A 25,050-nucleotide genomic window follows, 5' to 3' on the forward strand; every position below is an offset into this window, starting at 1 on the left:
TTATTTCGCCGTAGGTTTCATGGAACACAGCCTAGGCTTGAGGTGATCGCCAAATCCTCACGTGGAGTTAAACAATTCGTGATAACTCCCCCGTGGGAAAACCCGCACAATGGTTGCACCACGCAACAGGATCCAACCCCTATGGACCAGCCCAAACGCGTTCTGGTGGTCGAGGACGACACCCACATCGCCGACCTGATCTGCCTGCACCTGCGCGACGAGCAGTTCGAGGTGGTGCACAGCGCCGATGGCAACCAAGGCTTGCGCCTGCTGGAGCAAGGCAATTGGGACGCGCTGATCCTCGACCTGATGCTGCCCGGCACGGACGGCCTGGAAATCTGCCGCCGCGCCCGCGCCATGGCCCGCTACACCCCGATCATCATCACCAGCGCCCGCTCCAGCGAAGTGCATCGCATCCTCGGCCTGGAGCTGGGGGCCGACGATTACCTGGCCAAGCCGTTTTCGATGCTGGAGCTGGTGGCACGGGTCAAGGCCTTGCTGCGGCGGGTCGACGCCATGGCCCGCAACCTGAAGATGGACGCCGGCAGCTTGACCTGCGACGGCTTGTTCATCGACCCGATCACCCGTGAAGTGTCCCTGGAGGGCAAGCGCCTGGACCTGACGCCCCGCGAGTTCGACCTGCTGTACTTCTTCGCCCGCCAGCCGGGCAAAGTGTTCTCGCGCATGGACCTGCTCAACGCCGTATGGGGTTACAGCCACGAAGGCTACGAGCACACGGTCAACACCCACATCAATCGGTTGCGGGCCAAGATCGAAGCCGATCCGGCGCAACCGGTGCGCATCCTCACCGTGTGGGGCCGAGGCTACAAGTTCGCCACGGCGCAGGAGTCGCCATGAGACTGACCCTCAGCCAGCGCCTGTCGGCGGTGTTCGCCCTGTTGCTACTGGTGTGCAGTGGCACCTCGGTGTGGATGCAGGTGCGTTCCAACACCATGCATGAGCTGGAGGTGGTGCAGGGCTTGTCCCGCGACCTGGCCCGGCACATCGCACGCGACACCCAGTTGATGGACGCCAACGGCCTGAAACCCGAGGCCCTGCGCATGCTGTTCAGCCAGCTGATGCTGGTCAACCCGAGTGTCGAGGTGTACCTGCTCGACAATCAGGGTCGGGTGGTCGGCAATGCCGCGCCCGAAGGTCATCTGCGCCGCGAGCAGGTCGACCTGGCCCCCGTGCAGCGCTTGCTGAACGACGAACCGCTGCCGATTCTCGGCGACGATCCACGCAGCCTCCAGGGACGCAAGGTGTTCAGCGCCGCGCCGCTCAAGGTCAACGGCCAGCAGGCCGGATATCTCTACGTGGTACTGCTCAGCGAAGAACACGACCGCCTCGCCGAGCGCGGCGCCACCAGCGCGGCGTTGAACACCGCCTTGTGGTCGATCGGTATGGTGGCCTTGCTGTGCCTGATTGCCGGCCTCACCGCCTTCACCCTGATCACCCGGCCGCTGCGACAGCTGACCGATACGGTGGCGCATTTCGACATCGACGGCGCCCCCGCCGCACCGCCACTGCCCGCCCCCTCGGACAAGCCGGACAGCCTCGCCGGCCAGGACGAAATCGCCACCCTGGATGCGGCCTTCCGGCAGATGCAAAAGCGCCTGGGCGAACAATGGCGCTCCTTGACCCGCCAGGACCAGGAGCGTCGCGAACTGGTGGCCAACATCTCCCACGACCTGCGCACCCCCTTGGCCTCGCTGCATGGCTACCTGGAAACCCTGTCACTCAAAGACGCCAGCCTGACCCCGGACGAGCGCCGTCGCTACCTGGGCATCGCCCTGGATCAGAGCCGCAAAGTGGGCGGCCTGGCGCAATCGCTGCTAGAGCTGGTGCGCCTGGAACACGGGTTCGTGCAACCGGTGCTGGAGCGCTTCTCGCTGACCGATCTGGTGCAGGATATCTTCCAGAAATTCGAATTGGCCGCCGAAGCCCGGCAAGTGCATCTCAAGGCCAGCTTCGCACCGAAGGTGTCCGGGGTATGGGCTGACCTGGGGTTGATCGAGCGGGTGCTAACCAACCTGTTCGACAACGCACTGCGTCATACACCCATCGGCGGAGTGGTCGAGATCAGGCTCGTGCCACAGGGCGGTTTTGTCGAGATCACGGTCAGTGACAGCGGCCCTGGGATCGCGGCCGAACTGCGCGACGGGTTGTTCCTGCGCCCGTTCAACATCGGTGGCGCACGGCGCGATGGCGGATTGGGATTACGCATCGTGCAGCGGATCCTGGAGTTGCATGGTCGCGAGATCCGCTTGCTGGATGTCCCGGGGCAAGGGGCAACCTTCTGCTTTTCGCTGCCGGTGGACGAAGACACCGCGACCACCCTGGCGGTGCGCTCAATGAACCTGAACAGCCCGGGCAAAACCTGATCCTGGCTTAACAAAAGCGGGCCTTGTGGCGTAATGTTTGACCGTTCATGGGGTCCCATCGAGCAACGGACGGCCCTGATCGTCTGTTGGTCCGTGACAACGGCGCAGCGGTCCAATAGATTAAGCGCCCCCGAAAACACCGATGCTGTTCTCGGCTCACATCCTGTTTAAAGAAGTAGTGAAATTTCAATGTCAGATTCCAACACCGCTGAATCCGTAGTCACCTTGTCGTCCAAAGCGGAATACGAAAACTCCATCAATCTTTCACAACACGTGCCGCAGGCCAAAACCATCAGCGAGATGGTCCTGGACGCCTTCCACACCTCGAAGGAAAGCGACCAGATTCGCGAACTGCGCGCCGCCATCCGCCAGGCGCACGACAGCTTCGACGACGATAAGGCCTACGAGCTGATGGGCCAGCTCAAGCAACTCAAGGACGCCGAAGCCGCCGACATCGCTGCCCTGGAAGACCTGAGCAGCAAGTTCCCGATCAGCCGCATCCTGTCCAGCTTCAAGGACGACCCGAGCTTCCAGGAGCTGGTCTACGGCCTGGCCCTCAAAGTCCTGAACCAGACCCACCAGGCCATCAGCAACCCAAGCGGCGGTAAAGGCAAGGCCGCGCGCACCAAGAAAGAAGCCGAAGTGTTCAGCATCAGCAAGGACGGCATCACCGTCACCCTGCCCCTGCGCACCCCACGCTCCAAACCCAACGTCGATCGCGAAGCCTTCGAATTCCTGGGCTTCACCTTCGTCGGCGAAGGCGATGAGGCAGAGCTGGAAAACGAAACCTTCATCGACACCAGCGGCACCGAACAACCGGCCACCCGCAAAGCCATCATCACCGCCCTGCAACAGCAGACCGCGTTTGAGGGCTACGGCATCGTTCAGCAGTAAGCGGCAACGAAGGCACCGCTGAAACATCTCATTAGCCCCGCACTTCTCCCAAAGGCGGGGCTTTTTTGCTTGGCTTTGGCTTTCGCTTTGGCTTTTGATCTTGATCTTGATCCACCCGCCCCATCGGCAGGCTGAGCGCAGGTATTCATCCGGGGATTGGCGCGCAGCGCCGTTCGACGCAGTCGAACTCATTGCATGGAGGTCGTCGCGAAGCAGACCGGAGGGCAATGCCCCCGGATGGATGCCGGAGCGAAGGAACCCCGAGCCTCGGCGAGGGGCCGGACGCTCGGGGCGAAGCGTTTTTTTGCTTACTTTTTTTAGGCGCTTGTAAAAAAAGTGAGTCGCCGTCAGGCGAAACCATAAGTCGCCATGACCGCAGCAACGGATATGTACACCGCACCTGCAAGAGAATGGTTGGCTGTCAGGCCGCCTTCGCGGGCATACCTACGCAAGAGAATGGCCGGCTGTCAGGCCGCCTTCGCGGACATACCTACGCAAGAGAATGGCCGGCTGTCAGGCCCCCTTCGCGGGCAAGCCCGCTCCCACCCAATCAGCGGCCCCATGTAAGCCTGCATACGATCCAGGCTTGCATACCGTCAACGCAGACCAGCCAACGCTCACAAACACTACTCCATAAAAAACCCCGCTCTTCTCTCGAAGGCGGGGCTTTTCAACAGCGTCCGGCGCTCAAGGCGCGTAAGTCAGCAACAACTCACTCGGCACCTTGAAGTCCAGCGACATCATCACGCTCAGGGCCGTGATGGTGAAGATCGAGAACACAAACAGCTTGCGCGCCCAGACCGTGTCATCCACCGCCTTGTAGCCCGTCCAGGCCATGTACAACCAGTACATGCCCATGGCCGCCGCAACCGCGAGATAACTCATCCCGGCATAGCCACTGAACGTCAGCATCAAGGTCGCCACCAGGAACGCCAGGATGTAGAGCAGGATGTGCTTCTTGGCCACCTGGATCCCACGTTTCACTGGCAACACCGGAATCGATGCGGCCAGGTAATCGTTGAAACGGAAAATCGCGATGGCGTAGGAATGCGGCATCTGCCACAGACTGAACATCACCAGCAGGGTCAGCGCGGCCATGTCGAAGCTGTTGCTCACGGCCACGTAACCGATCACCGGCGGCATCGCCCCCGACAGACTGCCCACCAGCGTGCCGTGAACCGACTTGCGCTTGAGGTACAGGCTGTAGAAGCCGACGTAGATGACAAAGCCGATGACGGCAAACAGCGCGGCCAACGGATTGGCCACCGTGTACAACAGCGCAACGCCGACGACACCCAGGACGGTCGCATAGGCCAGGGCCAGTTTCAGGGAGATCAAGCCCTGGACCAGCGCCCGGTTCTTGGTGCGCTCCATCTTCAGGTCGATGTCGCGGTCGATGCAGTTGTTGAACACGCAACCGGACGCCACGACCAGGGACGTGCCGATCATGGCCGCCAGGAAAACAGCCAGATCGACATGCCCTTTCGAGGCCAGGAAAAACCCGCCTGCCACAGAAAGCACGTTACCGAAAATGATCCCCGGTTTGGTGATTTGGATAAAGTGCTTGAGCGACATCGGGTCTACCTCACTTCGCCATCATGAAGGTGTGGATGCTGAACATGATCCACAGCGACAGACCCACCAGGAGGACGATCACCAGCGCGGCGAACACAAACGCAATCACGTTGTTGCGCTGCGCGGCCGAACGGTCCAGGTGGAGGAAGTACACCAGGTGCACCAGCACCTGGATGATCGCGAACGCCAGGACGATCCACAGGGTGATCGACTTCGGCAGTGATGGGTACATCACCAGGCCGAACGGGATGACCGTCAGGATCACCGACAGGATAAAGCCGATGGCGTAGGACTTGACGCTGCCGTGGCCGGCTTCGTCGTGGCCATTGTGGGAATGTGATGCGTTAGCCATTTACATAGTCCCCATCAGATAAACAACCGTGAATACGCAGATCCACACCACGTCCAGGAAGTGCCAGAACAGGCTCAGGCAGCTCAGACGGGTCTTGTTGGTCGCCGTCAGGCCGTTCTTCTGCACCTGGTACATCATGATCGCCATCCAGATCAGACCGCTGGTCACGTGCAGACCGTGGGTACCGACCAGGGTGAAGAACCCGGACAGGAAGCCTGAGCGGCTAGGGCCGAAGCCTTCGGAGATCAGCAGGTGGAACTCGTTGATCTCCATGGCGATAAAGCCGGCACCGAACATGAAGGTCATGGCCAGCCAGCCCAGCACCTGATTCTTCTTGCCCTTGAACAACGCCAGCATGGCGAAGCCGTAGGTGATCGAGCTGAACAACAGCAGAGCGGTTTCGCCCAGCACGTAAGGCAGTTCGAAGATGTCGTGGCCCGACGGGCCACCGGCAACGTTGTTTACCAGTACGGCGTACACCGCGAAGATCGATGCAAACAGAATGCAGTCGGTCATCAGGTAGAGCCAGAAACCGTATACGGTCATCTCGCCCGAATCGTGGTGATGGTCATCGTGCCCATGGTCATGGGCGTGTCCAACATTGGTCACTAAGTTCGACATGGTTTAAGCCTGTTCCAACGAGGTTTCAACACGGGTGGCGGTGGCTGGAACTTTCCCGGCCGCTACCAGACGCTTGTGCTGCTCGGCTTCGATGCGTTCGATTGTCTCTACCGGCACCATGTAGCCCTGGTCATCACGGGCAGCGTGGATCACGAAGTACACCACGGTGCCGACCAGACCGAAGGCGGCCAGCCACCAGATGTGCCAGATCATCGCGAAACCGAATACGGTCAACAGTGCGCCCATGACCACACCGGTCGCGGTGTTGTTGGGCATGTGGATCGGTTCGTACCGGGCCGGAGCCTTATACGCGGTACCGTTTTCCTTGGCTTCGGTGAACGGGTCGATGCTTTCGGCTTTCGGCAGTACGGCAAAGTTGTAGAACGGTGGTGGCGACGAGGTCGACCATTCCAGCGTATGGGCGTTCCACGGGTCGCCGTGTTCGCACATGTTCTCTGGCTTGTTGCGGTCACGCACGCTGACGTAGAGCTGGATCAGCTGGCAGGCGATACCGACGGCGATCATCACCGCACCGAACATGGCCACGTACAGGTAAGGCACCCACTCAGGGTTGGTGGTGGCGTTCAGACGACGGGTCATGCCCATGAAGCCCAGTGCATAGAGCGGCATGAACGCGACGAAGAAGCCCGAGATCCAGAACCAGAACGCTGCCTTGCCCCAGCCTTCGTGCAGCTTGAAGCCGAACGCTTTCGGGAAGTAGAAGCCGAAGCCGGCGATGTAACCGAACACAGCGCCGCCGATGATCACGTTATGGAAGTGCGCGATCACGAACAGGCTGTTGTGCAGGACGAAGTCAGCACCCGGGATGGCCAGCAGTACGCCGGTCATGCCGCCGATGGCGAAGGTCACCATGAAGCCCAGGGTCCACAGCACTTGGCTGGTGAACTGCAGGCGGCCACGGTAGATGGTGAACAGCCAGTTGAATAGCTTCACCCCCGTCGGGATCGAAATCAGCATCGTCGCCAGGCCGAAGAAGGCGTTGACGCTGGCCCCCGAGCCCATGGTGAAGAAGTGGTGCAGCCACACCATGAAGCCCAGCACCGAGATCGCGCCACTGGCGTAGATCATCGAGTGATGGCCGAACAGTTTCTTGCCGGTGAAGGTCGAAATGACTTCGGAGAAAATGCCGAACGCCGGCAGGATCAGTATGTACACCTCGGGGTGACCCCAGGCCCAGAACAGGTTGACGTACATCATCGGATTACCACCAAGTTCATTGGTGAAAATGTGGAAATCCATGTAACGGTCAAGCGTCAGCAGTGCCAGGGTAGCGGTCAGGATCGGGAACGAAGCCACGATCAGGACGTTGGCCCAGGTGCAGGTCCAGGTGAAGATCGGCATGTCCATCAGCTTCATGCCCGGGGTACGCATTTTCAGCACGGTGGCCAGGAAGTTGACCCCCGTCAGCGTCGTCCCGAGTCCCGATAGCTGTAGCGCCCAGATGTAGTAGTCCATCCCCACGCCCGGACTGTATTGCAGGCCCGACAGCGGCGGATAGGCAACCCAGCCGGTCTTGGCGAATTCGCCAACGCCCAGGGACAGGTTGATCAGTACCACGCCGGACACCAGCAACCAGAAGCTCAGGGAGTTCAGGAACGGGAAGGCAACGTCACGCGCGCCGATCTGCAGCGGCACTGCCAGGTTCATCAGGCCGGTGAAGAATGGCATCGCCATGAAGATGATCATGATCACACCGTGAGCAGTGAAGATCTGGTCATAGTGTTCAGGTGGCAGGTAGCCAGGCGAACCCTCGGTGGCCATGGCCAACTGGGTACGCATCATGATGGCGTCGGCAAAACCGCGCAGCAGCATGACCATGGCGACGATGATGTACATCACGCCGATTTTCTTGTGGTCGACCGAAGTCAGCCACTCGGTCCACAGGTAAGTCCACTTCTTGAAGTAGGTGATTGCAGCGAACAGCGCCAGACCACCGAGCGCGATCATGGCGATGGTCACCATCACGATCGGCTCGTGGAACGGAACCGCTTCCCAACTTAATTTACCAAACATCGTTTACTCCTCTGCCCCGGCAGCTGAATGCGCGTTCATGTCCGATCCTTGCGTCGCGGCCACTTCTTTCTCTTTCTTCTCGTGCTTCAGCGGCTTGCCCGGTTTCATGCCTTCGTACTTGTCGACGATGATCTGGAACAGGTCTGGCGTGACCGAGGAGTAGAGCTCGACTGGGTTGTTCTGGCTTGGCTTGGAAAGGGCTGCGTATTCAGCTTGTTCAAGCTGTTTAGGTGCCTTTTTGACTTCACTGACCCAGGCGTCGAAATCTTCCTGAGTCGTTGCGATCGCTTTGAATTTCATGCCGGTGAAGCCCGCGCCGCTGTAGTTGGCGGAGATACCGTCGAGCTCAGCGTTCTGGTTGGCAATCAGGTGCAGCTTGGTCTGCATGCCGGCCATCGCGTAGATCTGGCCACCCAGGCCCGGGATGAAGAACGAGTTCATCACGGTGTCCGAAGTCACCTTGAAATTGATCGGGGTGTGGGCCGGGAACACGATCTTGTTGACCGTGGCGATGCCTTGTTCCGGGTAGATGAACAACCACTTCCAGTCCATGGCGACCACTTCGATGGTGATCGGCTTGACGTCCGATTCCAGCGGGCGGTACGGGTCCAGGGCGTGGGTCGACTTGTAGGTGACGTAACCCAGGGCGATGATGATCAGCACCGGTACGGTCCACACGGCGATTTCGATCTTGGTGGAGTGGTTCCACTTCGGCGCGTAGTCGGCCTTGGTGTTCGAGGCGCGGTATTTCCAGGCGAAGGCGAAGGTCATGATGATGACCGGCACAACGACCAGCAGCATCAACAGCGTGGCGGTGATGATCAGGTTTCGCTCATCCAGGCCAACCTGGCCCTTGGGATCGAGCAAGGTCATGTTGCAGCCTCCCAGCAACAGCGTGCCGAGCAGCGGCACTAGGCCTAGTAATCTGGGGTACCTGTTTTTACTCATCTCACGACCTCTAAAGCAGCTTGCGCAATGCAGTTGGGTTTTGATCGCCAACACTTCGCCCTGCCAAGGGTTGGCATTTTTCTTGGATTGAATAAGGGCCTGCCCGTCGCGCTTACATGGCGATCGACACATCCTGGGCTAGCGTTGAGTTCTTATTCGAATTCGTGGTCAAAGGCCTAGTTACAGACCAATTCCATTTGGTGCGGATACTTGGAAGGCGCCGACACCCGGGGTCGCATGAAGCCTTGAAACGGCTCCTCGACCACCCTTCTCTGCTCAGGGGTGAGCAGTGCCGGAATTTCAGTGCGGGCGATTGTAGATATGTAACGTTTTATAAACCATGTCTCATCTCGAAATAATTTTTATCGGATACGGCAACAATCATTAACGAATCCTGTAAAGATTGCCGATCTTATCGCGATTAATTCTCAACAAGAACCCCAAAAAAAGTAGGCCTACTGCCAGCAATTCAGACCGCTTAGCGACTGTCCCGGGTATCCCCCGACTCGCCAAAGCCCCCTTTTCACAAGGCCTGCGGCCATTCACCCAAGCCTGTTAAAACTGCCCGCTGCACAGTCTCGTGGGGGTTCAGTTACCGTGCTTGCCCGGGCTAATTCTTTGTATCTTTCAATGACTAAACGCAATTTTTGAAATGCCTTGCCACACCAAAGCTGTGACAACATGTCGCACATGCGCCGCACCCTTCTTTGCCCCACATCACGATGCCTCTACCGGGTGACTGAAATGCAAAACGCCCCGGCCTCTTGCGAGGACCGGGGCGTTTTCAATGGCTACTCCGCCGGGGTGGCGAGCGCCTTCAGTTCAGGTGCTTGCGGTTGCGCGAGACCAGCAACGGCACCAGTACCGCCGTCAACACGAAGGCCACCAGGGCCCACTGCGCCAGCGACAGACCCAGGACCGGTGGGTATGGCGTAGCGCAGAAACCGTCGACCTGGAACACCAACGGGAAGATCTTGGCCAGCGGCAAACCGTCAACGATCGGCTGCAGCACATCGATGCCGCAGCTGACGGCCGGGTAGAACTGGGTATAGACGTGATGCGCAGCCGTACCCGCGCCGGCCAAGGCAAAGATCACCACCAGCCCTTCAAACACGCTGATCCTACGACGGGTGCGCATGGCCGCCCCGGCGAAGGCACTGATTGCAATCAGCAGCAATGCATAGCGTTGCAGGATGCACAGCGGGCATGGCGCCTCGCCCAGCACAATCTGCATGTACAGGGCACCGCCGATCAGCGCCAGGCAGATCAGCCCCAGCAGCACCAGATAACGCCGCTCACGCGCCAACCGCATCATTTCCTCATTCATTCCGGTTTCCTTCGTCAAACATGCAGGTTGTGTTCGACAGATCCTTGGTCGCCAGGCGCCAGGCCTCTGTCAGGTATCAATGACCGCCAGTCTACACGCAGGCCGCGCCCGTTGAGCACGTCAGGTGTTGGCGGATAATCCGAGGGATTCAGCAGGAGGGAATTAACTGCAGGCGTATTAACAGGGGATTAAACGGTGGGATCTGAGGCGAGGCGAGTGACGCCTTCGCCGGCAAGCCGGCTGCCACAAGCCGGCTTGTCAGAGAGGGCGCCCGTGAGAGCGCCTGAATCGTTACTCCAGCGCCGCTGCCGGCCCGAAGAACTCGTAACGGCTCTGACTTTCTGGCACACCCAAGGCCTTCAGGTGACGCTTGATCGCCGTCATGAAGCCTTTGGGGCCCAGGAAGTACGCGTCCAGGTCTCGTTGCTCTGGCAGCCATTGCCCAAGCGTTTCCTGGCTCAACAACCCGACCCGATGCGCCGCCGGGCTGACGCCGTCATCCTCGGCATAGCAGTAGAAGCGCTTGAGCTGGGGATGACGCTCGGCCAGACCGTCGATCCAGTCGCGGAAGGCATGCACAGCGCCGTTACGCGCACAGTGGATAAAGTGCACCGGGCGCTCGGTGGCCAGTGCGGCTTCCAGCATGGCCAGGGTCGGGGTGATGCCGACACCGCCGCTGATCAGCACCAGCGGCTTGTCGCTGGCGGTCAGGGTGAAGTCGCCCGCTGGTGGGAACAACTGGATACTGGCACCGACCTGGAACTGGTCGTGCAGGTAGTTCGACGCACGACCACCGTCTTCGCGCTTGACGCTGATGCGGTACTGACCGTGATTACCCAGGGACGACAGTGAATAATTGCGACGGATCTCTTCCCCTTCCAGCACCAGCTTCATACCGATGTACTGGCCTGGCTCCGCAGCGAGGATCGGCCCTTTGTCCACAGGTTCGAAGTAGAACGAGGTGATTTCCGCACTTTCCTCCACACGCTTGGCCAGTGTGAATTCCCGCGCACCGCGCCAGCCACCGACAGCTTCGGCTTTCTGGTCGTAGATCGCGGCTTCGGCACCGATCAGGATGTCGGCCAGTTGACCGTAGGCGGCGCCCCAGGCACTCATCACTTGCAGCGTGGCGATTTCGTCACCCAGCACTTCGGAAATCGCTCGCAGCAGGCAACTGCCGACGATAGGGTAGTGTTCCGGAAGAATTTGCAGGGCCACGTGCTTGTTGATGATCTTGGCCACCAGATCGCCCAGTTGATCCAACTGGTCGATGTGCCGTGCATACATCAACACGCCATTGGCCAGCGCCCGAGGCTGGTCGCCGCTGGCCTGGTGAGCCTGGTTGAACAATGGCCGCACTTGCGGGTACTCAGAGAGCATCATGCGATAGAAGTGGGTGATCAGGGCTTCGCCGCCGCTTTCGAGCAACGGAACAGTGGATTTGACGATGGCACGGTCTTGCGCACTAAGCATAAGGGGGTACTCCTGAACGACTGCTTTTCTAATGAATTACCCTTTGGGTATCAGTTTTCATGCCAACAATTAAAACCTTATAAATCAATAGCTTGAATAATATGTAGTCATATCGACACAAGCAGGCTTATAGTCATCCCGACTACATGGAGTCAATATGACTGCAAAATCCTTGCTCACCACGCTGCTGCCGCTGGTCTCTGACCTTTCTCGTGAACTGCCCGAAGGCGAGCGCTACCGACGCCTGCTCGAAGCCATGCGCGCCCTGCTCCCGTGCGATGCTGCGGCCTTGTTGCGCCTGGATGGCGAATGGCTGGTGCCGTTGGCGGTGGATGGCCTGAGCACCGATACCCTGGGGCGACGCTTCAAGGTCAGCGAACATCCGCGCTTTGCCGCGCTGCTCAGCAGCCCCGGCCCGACGCGCTTCGACGCGGACAGCCACCTGCCGGACCCGTACGACGGGCTGGTCGATGGCCTCCATGAGCACCTGGAAGTCCACGACTGCATGGGCTGCCCACTGTTTATCGATGAACGCCCATGGGGCTTGCTGACGCTGGATGCCCTGGACCCGGAGCGTTTCGAACCCATCGAACTGGATGCCCTGCAAGCCTTCGCCAGCCTGGCCGCGGCGACCGTCAATGCGGCCGAACGCATCGAACGGCTGGCCAATCGGGTTGAAGACGAACACCAGCGGGCCGAGGTCTATCGCCAGGCCAGCGGGCAGCAGAATCGGGAAATGATCGGCCAGAGCAAGGCCCACAAGCGCTTGGTCGAAGAAATCACTCTGGTCGCAGGCAGCGACCTGACGGTGCTGATCACCGGGGAAACCGGGGTCGGCAAGGAACTGGTGGCCCAGGCCATCCATGCCGCATCACCTCGCGCCGACAAACCGATCATCAGCCTCAACTGCGCCGCCCTGCCCGACACGCTGGTGGAAAGCGAGTTGTTCGGTCATGTGCGCGGGGCCTTCACCGGGGCCACCAGCGACCGGCGCGGCAAGTTCGAACTGGCCAACGGCGGCACACTGTTTCTCGACGAGGTGGGCGAACTGTCACTGACCGTTCAGGCCAAGCTGCTGCGCGTGCTGCAAAGCGGCCAGTTGCAGCGCCTGGGGTCGGACAAGGAGCACCAGGTCGACGTGCGCCTGATCGCCGCGACCAACCGTGACCTGGCGGCGGAAGTGCGCGACGGCCGCTACCGCGCCGACTTCTACCATCGCCTGAGCGTTTATCCGTTGCAGGTCCCGGCGCTGCGTGACCGGGGTCGGGACGTGCTGTTGCTCAGCGGCTACTTCCTTGAGCAGAACCGCTCGCGCATGGGCCTCAACAGCTTGCGCCTGAACAGCGACGCCCAGGCCTCATTGCTGGCCTACAGTTGGCCGGGCAACGTCCGCGAGCTTGAACACCTGATCGGCCGCAGTGCGTTGAAGGCCCTGGGCAACACCCGGGAGCGACCGAAGATTCTGAGCCTCAGCGCGGCGGACCTGGATTTGCCCCACGACACACCCAACGCGCCCGTTGAACCTGCGGCCCACGCGCCACAGCCCCTGACGCAAGACGTCGGCGACCTGCGCCAGGCCACCGAGCACTATCAACGCCAACTGATCGGCGCCAGCCTTGAACGCCACCAGAACAATTGGGCCAGTGCTGCCCGTGAGCTTGGCCTGGACCGGGCGAACCTGGGGCGGATGGCCAAGCGGCTGGGGATGAAGTAACAACAACTGGACAGCCTCCTGTGGCGAGGGAGCTCATCGATTGACCTGTTGTGGCTGCCAAGGCTAAAGCCTGCCCCTGATACGTCGATAACCCGGTATCGATAGTGGCTGGCGCTCCTGTGATCGCCCACCACCTTTTTCCACAGAAGGTTTTTATGTCCTCCACCAAAGCCCGCGCAGACTCACTCTCGCTTCTGCTCTTTACCTTGCGCAGCGGCAAGCTGATGGCGATCAACCTGCTGAAAGTCAGTGAAATCATCCCCTGCCCGCCGCTGACCAAGCTGCCGGAGTCCCATCCTCACGTCAAAGGCATCGCCACCTTGCGCGGCACCTCGTTGTCGGTCATTGACCTGAGCCGGGCCATCGGTGAGCGGCCACTGGCGGACCCGGACGGTGGCTGCCTGATCGTCACCGACGTCAGCCGCTCCAAACAGGGCCTGCACGTTCAGGCAGTGAGCAAAATCGTCCATTGCCTGACCACCGACATCCGCCCGCCACCCTACGGTTCCGGCGGCGTGCGCTCGTACATCACCGGGGTGACCTCGGTCGACGGCACGCTGGTGCAGGTGCTCGACATCGAGAAAGTCATCCACGGCATCGCCCCGGCACAGATCGAGATGGCGCCCACCGAGCTGAGCATGGAAGACGCCGAAGTGCTGGGCAACGCGCGTATCCTGGTGGTCGATGACAGCCAGGTGGCGCTGCAACAGTCCGTGCACACGCTGCGCAACCTCGGCCTGCAATGCCACACCGCGCGCAGTGCCAAGGAAGCCATCGACTGCCTGCTGGACCTGCAAGGCACCGCGCAACAGATCAACCTGATTGTCTCGGACATCGAAATGTCGGAGATGGACGGCTATGCCTTCACGCGAACCCTGCGCGAAACCCCGGATTTTTCCCACCTGTACGTCCTGCTGCACACCTCCCTGGACAGCGCGATGAACAGTGAAAAGGCCTGCCTGTCCGGCGCCAACGCCGTGCTGACCAAGTTCTCCTCGCCAGAGCTGACCAAGTGCCTGATCGACGCCGCCAAAGCGGTGGCACAGCAAGGTCACTGAGCCTTGAGCAGGGGGCATTGCCTGTTGATGCCGCGACCTTGCCGGCTCATTGCCGGCCAGTGCCTGGCCTTCGAGGATCACCCTGGCCATCTACCATCGGCGCTGGCCACCCGATCAGCCGGGGTTGCGACTCAGCGCTTACCCATCGAGCGACGGGTGCCTGGAGGCGCTGCGCCCGGAACCTTGGTGTGCCCGTTCTTGGCGCCGTTCTTGTACCACGGCTGATTGCCTTGCTTGGCAGCGGCCAGCTCACCCGGGTTGAACGGGAACTTGAAGGCCGGGATCGCGGCGTTGCTTTCGCTGTCGGCGCTGGAGTCGACGCTGTCTGGCAGGTCAGCCTGGTCGTCAGCCGCAGGCGTTTGTGTCGGGGAATTCATGAAGGCTCCGGGTGTTGCATTGAGGCGGGTCCAGATGACCGGCCGCGAAAGCCGGCAGTATAGCGGGAAGAGCAGCTGCAAGCTTTAAGCTTCAAGTTTCAAGCGCATCTGCTCTGACGTGTCGTTTACGGCTTGAATCTGTCCTCCCTGTCAGTTTGCAGTCACGGTGCTGACCGGATCGAAGGGCTATAACGGGAGCATACTGACCCCTCTTCCGACTCATCTGCTTTGGCGTTCGATGTGATGCCCATCAAAAAAAAACCGCTCCTGCTCCTCGGCACCCTCGTCGTTCTGGTCGCCCTCGGTGCCTGGGCCCTGACCCGACCAGCCAGCACCCGACTCGCCGCCCCGACGGCGATCCCGGTGCGGGTGGCCAGCGTCGTCGAGCGGGATGTGCCGCGCTATGTCAGCGGGATCGGCTCGGTGCTGTCGTTGCACAGCGTGGTGATTCGCCCACAGATCGACGGCATCCTGACCAGGCTGCTGGTCAAGGAAGGTCAATGGGTCAAGGCCGGCGACCTGCTGGCCACCATTGATGATCGCGGGATCCGCGCCAGCCTCGATCAAGCCCGCGCGCAATTGGGGGAAAGTCAGGCCCAGCTGCAAGTGGCGGTGGTCAACCTCCAGCGCTACAAGCTGCTGAGCGTCGATGATGGGGTTTCCAAACAGACATACGATCAGCAACTGGCCTTGGTCAATCAGTTGAAAGCCACCTTGCAGGGCAATCAGGCGGCCATTGATGCCGCACAAGTGCAGCTTTCCTACACGCAGATTCGCTCGCCCGTAACGGGTCGGGTCGGGATTCGCACCGTGGACGAAGGCAATTTCCTGCGCATGAGCGATACCCAGGGCTTGTTCTCGGTGACCCAGATCGATCCGATTGCCGTCGAGTTTTCCCTGCCGCAACACATGCTGCCCACCCTGCAGGGGCTGCTCGGGGCCACGCCGGCGGCCGACGTCCATGCCTATCTGGGCGCCGACACCGATGGCCAGACCGGCGACTTGCTCGGTACAGGACACCTGAGCCTGATCGACAACCAGATCAATGCCAACACCGGCACCCTCCGCGCCAAGGCCGTGTTCAGCAACCCCGGGCAAAAACTCTGGCCCGGGCAGCTGGTGACCATCAAGATCCAGACCGCTTTGGACAAGAATGCCCTGGTAGTACCGCCGACGGTGGTCCAGCGGGGCCTGGAGCAGCATTTCGTGTACCGGATCAAGGGGGACAAGGTCGAATCGGTGCCCGTGCAGATGGTGTATCAGGACAGCGCCCTGAACATTATCAAGGGCGTGCAGGCCGGTGACGTGCTGGTCAGCGACGGCCAGTCGCGGCTCAAGCCGGGGGCCAGCGTGCAGATTCTCCGCGCCCCGCCCGAACTGACCGGGACCACCGGCACGGAGCAACAGCCATGAAGGCCCGTGGCGGGATCAGCGCCTGGTGCATCGATCACCCGGTGGCCACCGTGCTATTGACCTTCGCCCTGGTGTTGCTGGGGCTGATCGCCTTCCCGCGCCTGCCGATCGCCCCGCTGCCAGAGGCCGAGTTCCCAACCATTCAGGTCAACGCCCAGTTACCCGGTGCCAGCCCGGACACCATGGCCTCGTCCGTGGCGACGCCGCTGGAGGTGCAATTCAGCGCCATCCCCGGCATGACCCAGATGACCTCCAGCAGCGCCCTGGGCTCGACCAACCTGACCCTGCAGTTCACCCTGGAGAAGAGCATCGATACCGCGGCACAGGAAGTCCAGGCGGCGATCAACACCGCCGCCGGCAAGTTACCCAAGGACATGCCGACGCTGCCGACCTGGCGCAAGGTCAATCCGGCCGACAGCCCGGTGCTGATTCTCAGCGTCAGCTCGACGCAAATGCCCGGCACTGAGCTGAGCGACTACGCCGAGACCCTGCTGGCACGCCAACTGAGCCAGGTCGACGGCGTCGGCCAGGTCAACATCACCGGCCAGCAGCGCCCGGCGATTCGGGTACAGGCCTCCGCCGACAAGCTCGCCGCCATCGGCCTGACCCTGGCCGACATTCGCCTGGCCCTTCAGCAAACCAGCCTCAACCTGGCCAAGGGCGCACTGTACGGCGAGTCGAGCATTTCCACGCTGTCGACCAACGATCAACTGTTCCAGCCGGATGAGTACGCCCAATTGATCGTTTCCTACAAAGACGGTGCGCCGGTCCACCTGCGTGACGTGGCCAAGGTGGTCAACGGTTCGGAGGATGCCTACGTGCAGGCCTGGTCCGGCGAGCAACCGGGGGTCAACCTGGTGATTTTCCGGCAACCGGGGGCCAACATCGTCGACACCGTGGACCGGATCCAGGCCGCGTTGCCAGACCTTGAGGGCATGCTCCCGGCGTCGGTGCAGGTCAAGGTACTGATCGACCGGACCCAGACCATCCGCGCCTCGCTGCACGAAGTGGAACTCACCCTGCTGATCGCCATTTTGCTGGTGGTCGCGGTGATGGCGCTGTTCCTGCGCCAGCTGTCGGCGACGCTGATTGTCTGCGCGGTGCTCGCGGTCTCGCTGATCGCCAGCTTCGCCTTGATGTACGTGATGGGCTTCAGCCTCAACAACCTGACGCTGGTGGCAATCGTGATTTCGGTGGGCTTTGTGGTCGACGATGCGATTGTGGTGGTGGAGAACATTCACCGGCACCTGGAAGCCGGCGACAGTATGCGCGAGGCCGCGATCAAGGGGGCCGGCGAGATCGGCTTTACCGTGATCTCGATCAGCGTCTCATTGGTGGCCGCTTTCATTCCGCTGCTGTTCATGGGGGGGGTGGTCGGGCGCCTGTTCAAGGAGTTCGCGCTGACCGCCACGTCCACCATCATGATATCGGTGGTGGTGTCCCTGACCCTGGCACCGACACTGGCCGCCCTGTTCATGCGCGCGCCGACACATGATGCCCACGCCAGGCCCGGCGTTGGTGAGCACCTGCTAAGTCTGTACGAGCGGGGGCTGCGCCACGCCCTGGCTCACCAGAAGGTCATGCTGGGTGTCTTCGGCCTGACCCTGAGCATGGCCGTCGCCGGTTATGTCTTTATCCCCAAGGGGTTCTTCCCTGTGCAGGACACCGGATTCGTCCTCGGCACCACCGAAGCCGCCGCTGATATTTCCTACGACGACATGGTGAAAAAACATTTGGCGATGGCCAAAATTGTCGCCGCCGACCCCGCCGTCCAGACGTTTTCCCACTCGGTGGGTGTCTCCGGTAGCAACCAGACCATCGCCAACGGCCGGTTCTGGATCGCCCTGAAAAAACGCGCTGACCGTGACGTGTCGGCCAGCCAGTTCATCGACCGGATTCGGCCACAACTGATGACCGTCCCGGGTATCGTGCTGTACCTGCGCGCCGGGCAAGACATCAACTTGAGCTCCGGTCCCAGCCGGGCCCAGTACCAATACGTGCTCAAGAGCAACGACGGCCCGACGCTGAATCAGTGGACCCAGCGCCTGACGGAAAAACTGCGGGGCATCCCGGCATTCCGCGACCTGTCCAACGACCTGCAACTGGGCGGCAGCATCACCCACATCACCATCGACCGGACGGCGGCCGCACGCTTTGGGCTGACCGCCAGCGACGTCGACGAAGCGCTCTACGACGCCTTCGGTCAACGCCAGGTCAACGAGTTCCAGACCCAGATCAACCAGTACAACGTGATTCTCGAACTCGACACCCGGCAACGGGGCAAGGCCGAAAGCCTGGCGTACTTCTACCTGCGCTCGCCCCTGAGCGGCGAGATGGTGCCGCTGTCGGCGCTGGCCCGTTTCGACGCCCCCAGCAGCGGCCCGCTGTCGATTGCCCACGACGGCATGTTCCCGGCGGCCAACCTGTCATTCAACCTGGCCCCCGGCGTAGCCCTGGGCGATGCGGTGATGCTGCTCAATCAGGCGAAAAACGAGATCGGCATGCCGACTTCGGTCAACGGCAACTTCCAGGGCGCGGCCCAGGCGTTCCAGAGTTCGCTGGCCAGCCAGCCCTGGTTGATCCTGGCGGCGCTGGTGGCGGTGTACATCATTCTGGGGGTGCTCTACGAGAGTTTCGTGCACCCGCTGACGATCATCTCGACCCTGCCGTCCGCCGGCCTCGGGGCGCTGATCATGCTATGGATCCTCGGCCAGGACTTCTCGATCATGGCCCTGATCGGCCTGGTGCTGCTGATCGGCATCGTCAAGAAGAATGGCATCCTGATGATCGACTTTGCCCTCGACGCCCAGCGCAACGGCGGGCTCGGTCCCGAGGAGGCGATCTACAAGGCCTGCCTGACACGGTTCCGGCCGATCATCATGACCACCCTCGCCGCCCTGCTAGGCGCCCTGCCGCTGATGCTCGGCCACGGAACCGGCGCCGAATTGCGCCAGCCGTTGGGGATTGCCGTGGTCGGCGGGCTGCTGGTCAGCCAGGCGCTGACGCTGTTTACCACGCCGGTCATATACTTGTGGCTTGAGCGGCTGTTTCATCGGCCTACACCAGCGCCCGCGCTGGCGACCACACACTGAGGCGGGCCATGCGCGTTCTGATTATCGAAGACGAAAAAAAAACCGCGGACTACCTGTACCGCGGCCTGACCGAACAGGGCTACACCGTCGACCTCGCCCCCGATGGCGTCGAAGGCCTGCACCTGGCGCTGGAAAGCGATTACGCGGTGATCATCCTCGACGTCATGCTGCCGGGCCTCGACGGGTATGGGGTGCTGCGTGCCCTGCGCGCGCGCAAACAGACCCCGGTGATCATGCTCACCGCCCGTGAGCGCGTGGAAGACCGGATCCGCGGCCTGCGCGAAGGCGCCGACGACTACCTGGGCAAGCCCTTCTCCTTTCTCGAACTGGTCGCCCGCCTGCAAGCCCTGACCCGGCGCAGCGGCGGCCACGAGCCGGTACAAGTGACCATTGCCGACCTGTGGATCGATTTGATCAGCCGCAAGGCCACCCGTGGCGGCACGCGCCTGGACCTGACCGCCAAGGAGTTTTCGTTGCTCAGCGTACTGGCCCGGCGCCAGGGTGAAATCCTTTCGAAAACTTCGATTACCGAGATGGTCTGGGACATCAATTTCGACAGTGATTCCAATGTGGTCGAAGTGGCGATCAAACGCCTGCGGGCGAAAATCGACGGGCCGTTCGAAGAGAAGCTGCTGCACACCATTCGCGGCATGGGCTATGTGCTGGAGAGCCGTCGTGCCTCGTAATTCGATTGCCTTGCGCTTGAGCGCAATGTTCACCCTGGTGGCGGCGCTGGTGTTCCTGTTGATCGGCTGGGCGCTGTACCAACAGGTCGACAAGGGCCTGGGCCTGTTGCCGGAAGCCGAACTGGATGCGCGCTACAGCGTGCTGGAGTCCACGATGGGCCGTTACGGCACACCGGAACATTGGGTCAAGATCAACAACAAGCTCAAGTTGTTGGCCGAAGAAGACAAGCGCATCGACTTCTGGATCATCAGTGGCGACAGCCATTACGAATACGGCGATATCACCCCGCAGATCCGCGCCTTCGCTGCCGGCCCGACGGGCAAGCGCGACCTGAAACTAACGGACCAGCCCTACCCGCTGAAGGTGCTGGTCAGCCAGTTCCCGGCCAAGGACCAACGCCCACCGCTGCGGTTCATGATCGGCATCGACACTCAAACGTTTTACCAGACCCAGCATCACTTGCTCATCGCCCTGATCAGTCTGGCGATCATCGGCGTGCTGCTGGCCTCGACACTGGGTTACTGGGTGGCACGGATCGGCCTCAAGCCGCTGATCAAGTTGTCTCAGGAAGCGCAACGCCTCGCGCCGCCATTGCTGTCGGCGCGGTTGCAACTGTCGCCGTTGCCGCCGGAGCTCGATCAGTTCGTCAGCGCCTTCAATTCGACGCTGGAACGAGTGGAGCAGGCCTACACACGCCTGGAGTCGTTCAACGCCGATGTGGCCCACGAACTGCGCTCCCCCCTGACTAACCTGATCGGTCAGACCCAGGTGGCTCTGACGCGCGGACGTTCGGCGGAGCACTACTTCGAAGTGCTGCAATCGAACCTCGAAGAACTGGAGCGGCTACGCTCGATCGTCAACGACATGCTGTTTCTGGCCAGCGCCGACCAAGGCAGCAAGGCCACCAAACTGACCACCACTTCGCTGGCGAGCGAAGTCGCAACCACCCTGGATTACCTGGACTTCATCCTCGAGGACGCCCAGGTTCAGGTGCAGGTCAGCGGCGATGCCCAGGTACAGATCGAAATCGCGCACCTGCGCCGGGCGCTGATCAACCTGCTCAACAACGCTGTGCAACACACCGCCCCCGGCCAGGTCATTCAGGTGCAGATCCAGACCCGTGGACATCAGGTCAGCCTGGGGGTGGCCAACCCCGGCGAGCCGATTGCCAGCGAACACCTGACGCGCCTGTTCGAGCGTTTCTATCGGGTCGATGCCTCACGCAGCAACAGCGGCGCCAACCACGGCCTGGGGCTGGCCATCGTCAAGGCGATTGCGCTGATGCACGGTGGTGATGTGTTTGTGCGCAGTGATGACGGGGTCAATACCTTCGGGATCTATTTGCCGGTGTGACCTCCCCCGATTACCCGTGGCGAGCGAGCTTGCTTGTTGATCGTTCCCACGCAACTCACTGTGCACTATTGCCTTTAGTGCAACAGTCCTTTCTGCAATCCGCTCTGTTTCCCCACGCCCCTGGCCCTTATCGTTGCCCGCACCAAACAGCACTTGCCAAGCAAGAAGGTTTTCCAGATGTCCAACAGTATGGGTATTGCCAGCGCGTTCGTATTGTCTTCCTTGTTCCTGTCACCGTTCGCCATGGCTGAAGAGTCACAGGCCTTTGTCGCGCACAACGCCGCGCGCGCCGACGCCTTCGACAAGGCCCGGGCCGAGCTGACCGCCAAGGCACAAAACCCTGAGCAAGCCCGTAAAACATCGGCTCTCCAGGCTCAACCACAGGTTGAAAAAGAGAGCTGAGCGACAGCACTTCGACGTTTCCCTCGACACTCTACCCGGCTCTTTCCCGCGTGAAGTTGTCTTAAAAGCCGCTGCTATCAGCGGCTTTTTTTTGTTGTGTTTTCACCGTTCCGTGCTTCGTCGCTACTGAATAAGAAACACCGGATTTCAAACAATAACTCCACAGGTTATTGACCCAAGGAGCTGTACCCCACGTGAGCATCACCGCAAAACTCAGTCCACTGTTCATTGCAATTGCCGCAACGATGACCACCCATGCCCAGGCCTCGGAAGATCCCGATCGCCAAGGCTTCGTTGAGGGTTCAAGCCTGAACCTCAGCGCCCGCAACTACTACATGAACCGCAACCGCCTGCAGCAGACCGACGACAACATCGAATGGGGCCAAGGGTTTCTCGGCATTTTCGAGTCGGGATACACCCAGGGCCCCATCGGCGTTGGCGTCGACACCCATGCCATGCTCGGGCTCAAGCTCGACGGCGGTGGCGGCACCGACAGCTCCAGCATCCTGCCGGTCAGTGATGGCAACGGCAAAGCCCCCGGCTCATTCTCGACCGGCGGCGCCACCCTGAAAATGCGCGCTCTGGAGACCGAATTCAAAGCCGGTGACCTGTTCCTCAACAACCCGGTGATTGCCGGTGGCATGAGTCGCATGCTGCCGCAGACCTTCCGCGGCGTCAGTCTGAGCAACCACAGCTTCGACGGCTGGCTGATCGAAGGTGGCCAGGCCAGCTTCACCAAACCTTACAACCAGAGCGGGCACCAACGCATCGGCACCTCCTACGGCAAGCTGGCCGAGGGCGACGAAAGCCAGCACCTGAACTGGGCCGGCGTGGCCTGGAGCAGCGTGCCGGATCTGACCAGCAGCCTCTACGCCTCCGAGCTCAAGGACGTGTGGAACCAGTACTACTACGACCTGGACTACCGCTACGCGCTGAATGAACGGGTCAGCCTCAACCCGGGCCTGCACTACTACCACACCCAGGACACCGGCGATGCGCTGCTGGGTACGATCGACAACAACACCTACAGCCTGCACTTCACCGTCGAGGCAGGTCACCACAGCGTTACCGCCGCTTATCAGCGCGTGAACGGCAACACGACCTTCGACTACATTGCCCAAGGCGACAGCGTCTACCTCGACAACTCGCAGCAGTACTCCGACTTCAACGGCCCGAACGAGCGCTCGTGGAAACTCAAGTACGCCTATGATTTCGCGGAGCTGGGTGTTCCGGGCCTGAGCTCGGCGATGTCGTATTCCCGTGGCACCCTGGACCTGACCAAGGTCGACCCGGACAGCCGGGGTTATGCCAGCTACTACAATGCAGAGGGTAAAAACGCCAAACACTGGGAGCGCGACCTCGACCTGCGGTACGTGGTTCAGGGCGGCAAGACCAAGGACCTGGCCGTCCGCTTGCAATGGGCGACCAACCGAGGTGGCAACGGCTATGGCGCGCTGGATACCGACACCGATGAGTACCGGGTGATCGTCGATTACCCACTGAACGTTTTCTAGCAAAACCGCTAAAATGGCCAGCCTTTGCGCTGGCCTTTTTCATGCCCGGGATTTATACAGGCGGCCAGGCAAAAACCATCAACAAACTGATATCTGCACCGCCTCCTGACTCGTTCGGGAACTACGCTGATGACGTCTCTCTGCAGAAATCAGAACCATGACCCCAAGCCGCACCGACTTTCATATGACAGGTACTACACGTCGGCCAGAGCTCATGCTGATTCTTGGCAGCTCGCTGACAGTGATCGCCATCCTCGCCATCGTCACCTTCCTGCTGATTCGCGAACACGCCAATGCCATGCAGTCGGCCACCCGCAGTGCGACCAATATCGTCCAGTTGATCGATGCTGATGTGCTGCGTAACGTCGAGCTCTATGACCTGTCACTGCAAGGGTTGATCACCGCCGCCCAGCGTGACGATCTGAAGCAGGTATCGCCGCAAATTCGCCACTTGGTGCTGTTCGACCGCTCCAGCACGGCGCGCTTCAAGGGCGATCTCCTGCTGCTGGACAGGTATGGCAACGTCATCGCCGACTCCTCACTGGTTGAGCCCAAGCCGGGCAATTTTGCCGACCGCGACTACTTCCTCGCCCACGCCTTCAACAGTGACACCGGGATGTTTATCAGCCGCCCGTTCAAAACCCGCTGCGACTGCGCCGACGCCAATCAGTGGCGCATCAGCTTCAGCCGCCGCATCTCTTCGCCCTCTGGGGATTTTCAGGGCGTGGCGGTCGCCTCCATGCGCCTTGCCTACTTTGACGAACTGTTCAACAGCCTGAACATCGGGACTGACAGCACGCTTAATGTGCTCGACAAGGACGGCATAATGCTGGCGCAAAAACCGATGCTGGAGGATGACAACATCGGCAAGAACTACGGCAGCCGGCCGAACGTCATACGCATCATGCGTGAGGGCAGTGGCAGCTTCAGCAGCGTCTCGAGCATGGATCAGCGCGAGCGCCTGTACACCTTCTCCCGGGTGGGCAACCTGCCGTTGACGGTCAGTGTGGCCTTGTCCATGGATGAGATCTTCGCGTCCTGGAAACGCACCGCCTACGTGATCAGCGGGGCCACCGGCGTGCTCTGTATCGGCTTGATGTGGCTGACGTTGCTGCTGTGTCGCGAGCTGAGACTGCGCCAGCACGCCGAGAGCGAGCTGGCACAGCTGGCGGCCACGGACTCGCTCACCGGCGTCGCCAACCGCCGCACCCTTGACAAGGTGCTGCAACGCGAGTGGGCCCGCGCACAGCGCTCGGGCAAGCCGATGTCGGTGCTGATGATCGATGCCGACCACTTCAAGGCCTTCAACGATCGACATGGCCATCAGGGCGGTGATGATGCGTTACGGGTGCTCGCCAGGGTCATCAATGAGAACATCCGCCGACCGGGTGACCTCGCCGCACGCTACGGCGGCGAAGAGTTTTCGGCGGTGCTGCCCGAAACCGACACCACCGGTGCACTGCGCATTGCCGAGAACATCCGGGCAGCGGTTGAACGCCTGCCACCATTTGAAAACGACGAATCGCCGATGACCGTCAGCATCGGCCTCAGCACCTCCACCGGACATCCGGCGCAAAGCCTGGAAAACCTGCTGTACACGGCCGACAAGGCGCTGTACCAGGCCAAGCGCGCCGGACGCAACCGGGTGATCAGCGCCCAGGCATAGCCCGCGTGCTGATCACGACAAAAGCGCAGGCATAAAAAAGGTTCTTCACGGAATCCCGGGAAACACAGAAACAAGAACGCCGATTTGATTGATGATGTTCGTGCGAGCAAACACATCTAACAAACCGGCGTTCTTATGCGCGATATTAATACTTTCCTTCCTTTTT

20 protein-coding genes are annotated in these 25,050 nt (G+C 61.0%); 12 read left to right on the plus strand and 8 right to left on the minus strand.

Annotated features, from left to right (window positions below; genetic code table 11):
• The first annotated feature begins 141 nt into the window (after window positions 1–141).
• The 3 genes from CKW07_RS22700 (at window position 142) to CKW07_RS22710 (ending at window position 3,278) form a co-directional block, all read left to right on the plus strand.
• Window positions 142–858, plus strand: a complete 717-nt coding sequence (locus CKW07_RS22700) for a response regulator transcription factor (protein WP_095147136.1) — start codon at window positions 142–144, stop codon at window positions 856–858.
• A complete protein-coding gene (locus CKW07_RS22705; protein WP_095147137.1) occupies window positions 855–2,384 on the plus strand; it encodes a HAMP domain-containing sensor histidine kinase in 1,530 nt (509 codons plus the stop codon). Before CKW07_RS22700 ends, CKW07_RS22705 begins: the two co-directional genes overlap by 4 nt.
• A gap of 189 nt (window positions 2,385–2,573) precedes the next feature.
• Window positions 2,574–3,278, plus strand: coding sequence for a hypothetical protein (locus CKW07_RS22710; RefSeq protein ID WP_095147138.1), 705 nt, complete (start codon window positions 2,574–2,576; stop codon window positions 3,276–3,278).
• A 687-nt stretch (window positions 3,279–3,965) separates the two neighbouring features.
• Here the strand turns inward: CKW07_RS22710 and cyoE are convergent.
• The 7 genes from cyoE to hmpA form a co-directional block, all read right to left on the minus strand.
• Window positions 3,966–4,853: a heme o synthase gene (gene cyoE / locus CKW07_RS22720; RefSeq protein ID WP_095079872.1), complete on the minus strand. Its 888-nt coding sequence runs from the start codon at window positions 4,851–4,853 to the stop codon at window positions 3,966–3,968.
• Window positions 4,854–4,863: 10 nt separating this feature from the next.
• The gene (gene cyoD / locus CKW07_RS22725; RefSeq protein WP_095079870.1) at window positions 4,864–5,205 is read right to left on the minus strand and encodes a cytochrome o ubiquinol oxidase subunit IV; all 342 of its coding nucleotides are present in this window, start codon (window positions 5,203–5,205) and stop codon (window positions 4,864–4,866) included.
• Entirely contained in the window at window positions 5,206–5,826 is a 621-nt protein-coding gene (locus tag CKW07_RS22730; protein WP_095147140.1) for a cytochrome o ubiquinol oxidase subunit III, read from the minus strand.
• 3 nt (window positions 5,827–5,829) lie between these two features.
• On the minus strand, window positions 5,830–7,860 hold the full coding sequence (cyoB, locus tag CKW07_RS22735) for a cytochrome o ubiquinol oxidase subunit I (RefSeq protein WP_095147141.1): 2,031 nt from the start codon (window positions 7,858–7,860) through the stop codon (window positions 5,830–5,832).
• A gap of 3 nt (window positions 7,861–7,863) precedes the next feature.
• Window positions 7,864–8,808 (minus strand): ubiquinol oxidase subunit II, encoded by a 945-nt coding sequence (gene cyoA / locus CKW07_RS22740; protein ID WP_095147142.1) that lies wholly within the window; start codon window positions 8,806–8,808, stop codon window positions 7,864–7,866.
• Between the two features lie 817 nt (window positions 8,809–9,625).
• Window positions 9,626–10,135, minus strand: coding sequence for a disulfide bond formation protein B (locus tag CKW07_RS22750; protein ID WP_095147143.1), 510 nt, complete (start codon window positions 10,133–10,135; stop codon window positions 9,626–9,628).
• 291 nt (window positions 10,136–10,426) lie between these two features.
• Complete coding sequence (hmpA, locus tag CKW07_RS22755; RefSeq protein WP_095147144.1) at window positions 10,427–11,608, minus strand: NO-inducible flavohemoprotein; 1,182 nt, start codon at window positions 11,606–11,608, stop codon at window positions 10,427–10,429.
• A gap of 157 nt (window positions 11,609–11,765) precedes the next feature.
• On the opposite strand from hmpA, the gene norR reads away from it, so the two are divergent.
• Together norR and CKW07_RS22765 are read left to right on the plus strand one after the other, a co-directional pair.
• Entirely contained in the window at window positions 11,766–13,322 is a 1,557-nt protein-coding gene (gene norR, locus CKW07_RS22760) for a nitric oxide reductase transcriptional regulator NorR (RefSeq protein WP_095147145.1), read from the plus strand.
• A gap of 155 nt (window positions 13,323–13,477) precedes the next feature.
• Window positions 13,478–14,380: a chemotaxis protein CheV gene (locus CKW07_RS22765; RefSeq protein WP_095147146.1), complete on the plus strand. Its 903-nt coding sequence runs from the start codon at window positions 13,478–13,480 to the stop codon at window positions 14,378–14,380.
• 131 nt (window positions 14,381–14,511) lie between these two features.
• On the opposite strand, the gene CKW07_RS22770 is transcribed toward CKW07_RS22765, so the two are convergent.
• Entirely contained in the window at window positions 14,512–14,757 is a 246-nt protein-coding gene (locus CKW07_RS22770) for a hypothetical protein (protein ID WP_095147147.1), read from the minus strand.
• Between the two features lie 243 nt (window positions 14,758–15,000).
• On the opposite strand from CKW07_RS22770, the gene CKW07_RS22775 reads away from it, so the two are divergent.
• From CKW07_RS22775 to CKW07_RS22805, 7 genes are all read left to right on the plus strand, one after another.
• Complete coding sequence (locus tag CKW07_RS22775; protein ID WP_095147157.1) at window positions 15,001–16,170, plus strand: efflux RND transporter periplasmic adaptor subunit; 1,170 nt, start codon at window positions 15,001–15,003, stop codon at window positions 16,168–16,170.
• The gene (locus CKW07_RS22780; RefSeq protein ID WP_095147148.1) at window positions 16,167–19,262 is read left to right on the plus strand and encodes a multidrug efflux RND transporter permease subunit; all 3,096 of its coding nucleotides are present in this window, start codon (window positions 16,167–16,169) and stop codon (window positions 19,260–19,262) included. Before CKW07_RS22775 ends, CKW07_RS22780 begins: the two co-directional genes overlap by 4 nt.
• 8 nt (window positions 19,263–19,270) lie before the next feature.
• Window positions 19,271–19,948 carry a heavy metal response regulator transcription factor gene (locus tag CKW07_RS22785; protein ID WP_095147149.1) on the plus strand — a complete coding sequence of 226 codons (678 nt, stop codon included), beginning with the start codon at window positions 19,271–19,273 and terminating at the stop codon, window positions 19,946–19,948.
• Window positions 19,938–21,302: a heavy metal sensor histidine kinase gene (locus CKW07_RS22790; protein WP_095147150.1), complete on the plus strand. Its 1,365-nt coding sequence runs from the start codon at window positions 19,938–19,940 to the stop codon at window positions 21,300–21,302. The genes CKW07_RS22785 and CKW07_RS22790 overlap by 11 nt, the downstream gene beginning before the upstream one ends.
• Before the next feature lie 177 nt (window positions 21,303–21,479).
• Window positions 21,480–21,704, plus strand: coding sequence for a hypothetical protein (locus CKW07_RS22795; RefSeq protein ID WP_095147151.1), 225 nt, complete (start codon window positions 21,480–21,482; stop codon window positions 21,702–21,704).
• Window positions 21,705–21,949: 245 nt separating this feature from the next.
• Window positions 21,950–23,218 (plus strand): OprD family porin, encoded by a 1,269-nt coding sequence (locus CKW07_RS22800; RefSeq protein ID WP_095147158.1) that lies wholly within the window; start codon window positions 21,950–21,952, stop codon window positions 23,216–23,218.
• A gap of 157 nt (window positions 23,219–23,375) precedes the next feature.
• The gene (locus CKW07_RS22805) at window positions 23,376–24,884 is read left to right on the plus strand and encodes a sensor domain-containing diguanylate cyclase (RefSeq protein ID WP_095147152.1); all 1,509 of its coding nucleotides are present in this window, start codon (window positions 23,376–23,378) and stop codon (window positions 24,882–24,884) included.
• Window positions 24,885–25,050 lie beyond the last annotated feature (166 nt).

Origin of the sequence: Pseudomonas sp. Irchel s3b6, assembly GCF_900187415.1 — a bacterium.
Taxonomy (GTDB): Bacteria; Pseudomonadota; Gammaproteobacteria; order Pseudomonadales; family Pseudomonadaceae; genus Aquipseudomonas.

What these genes read in the sequence shown, in the direction of transcription:
- CKW07_RS22700 (WP_095147136.1), top strand. Translation starts at nt 142, where the DNA reads ATGGACCAGCCCAAACGCGTTCTGGTGGTCGAGGACGACACCCACATC.
- CKW07_RS22705 (WP_095147137.1), top strand. Translation starts at nt 855, where the DNA reads ATGAGACTGACCCTCAGCCAGCGCCTGTCGGCGGTGTTCGCCCTGTTG.
- CKW07_RS22710 (WP_095147138.1), top strand. Translation starts at nt 2,574, where the DNA reads ATGTCAGATTCCAACACCGCTGAATCCGTAGTCACCTTGTCGTCCAAA.
- cyoE (WP_095079872.1), bottom strand. Translation starts at nt 4,853, where the DNA reads ATGTCGCTCAAGCACTTTATCCAAATCACCAAACCGGGGATCATTTTC.
- cyoD (WP_095079870.1), bottom strand. Translation starts at nt 5,205, where the DNA reads ATGGCTAACGCATCACATTCCCACAATGGCCACGACGAAGCCGGCCAC.
- CKW07_RS22730 (WP_095147140.1), bottom strand. Translation starts at nt 5,826, where the DNA reads ATGTCGAACTTAGTGACCAATGTTGGACACGCCCATGACCATGGGCAC.
- cyoB (WP_095147141.1), bottom strand. Translation starts at nt 7,860, where the DNA reads ATGTTTGGTAAATTAAGTTGGGAAGCGGTTCCGTTCCACGAGCCGATC.
- cyoA (WP_095147142.1), bottom strand. Translation starts at nt 8,808, where the DNA reads ATGAGTAAAAACAGGTACCCCAGATTACTAGGCCTAGTGCCGCTGCTC.
- CKW07_RS22750 (WP_095147143.1), bottom strand. Translation starts at nt 10,135, where the DNA reads ATGAATGAGGAAATGATGCGGTTGGCGCGTGAGCGGCGTTATCTGGTG.
- hmpA (WP_095147144.1), bottom strand. Translation starts at nt 11,608, where the DNA reads ATGCTTAGTGCGCAAGACCGTGCCATCGTCAAATCCACTGTTCCGTTG.
- norR (WP_095147145.1), top strand. Translation starts at nt 11,766, where the DNA reads ATGACTGCAAAATCCTTGCTCACCACGCTGCTGCCGCTGGTCTCTGAC.
- CKW07_RS22765 (WP_095147146.1), top strand. Translation starts at nt 13,478, where the DNA reads ATGTCCTCCACCAAAGCCCGCGCAGACTCACTCTCGCTTCTGCTCTTT.
- CKW07_RS22770 (WP_095147147.1), bottom strand. Translation starts at nt 14,757, where the DNA reads ATGAATTCCCCGACACAAACGCCTGCGGCTGACGACCAGGCTGACCTG.
- CKW07_RS22775 (WP_095147157.1), top strand. Translation starts at nt 15,001, where the DNA reads ATGCCCATCAAAAAAAAACCGCTCCTGCTCCTCGGCACCCTCGTCGTT.
- CKW07_RS22780 (WP_095147148.1), top strand. Translation starts at nt 16,167, where the DNA reads ATGAAGGCCCGTGGCGGGATCAGCGCCTGGTGCATCGATCACCCGGTG.
- CKW07_RS22785 (WP_095147149.1), top strand. Translation starts at nt 19,271, where the DNA reads ATGCGCGTTCTGATTATCGAAGACGAAAAAAAAACCGCGGACTACCTG.
- CKW07_RS22795 (WP_095147151.1), top strand. Translation starts at nt 21,480, where the DNA reads ATGTCCAACAGTATGGGTATTGCCAGCGCGTTCGTATTGTCTTCCTTG.
- CKW07_RS22800 (WP_095147158.1), top strand. Translation starts at nt 21,950, where the DNA reads ATGACCACCCATGCCCAGGCCTCGGAAGATCCCGATCGCCAAGGCTTC.
- CKW07_RS22805 (WP_095147152.1), top strand. Translation starts at nt 23,376, where the DNA reads ATGACCCCAAGCCGCACCGACTTTCATATGACAGGTACTACACGTCGG.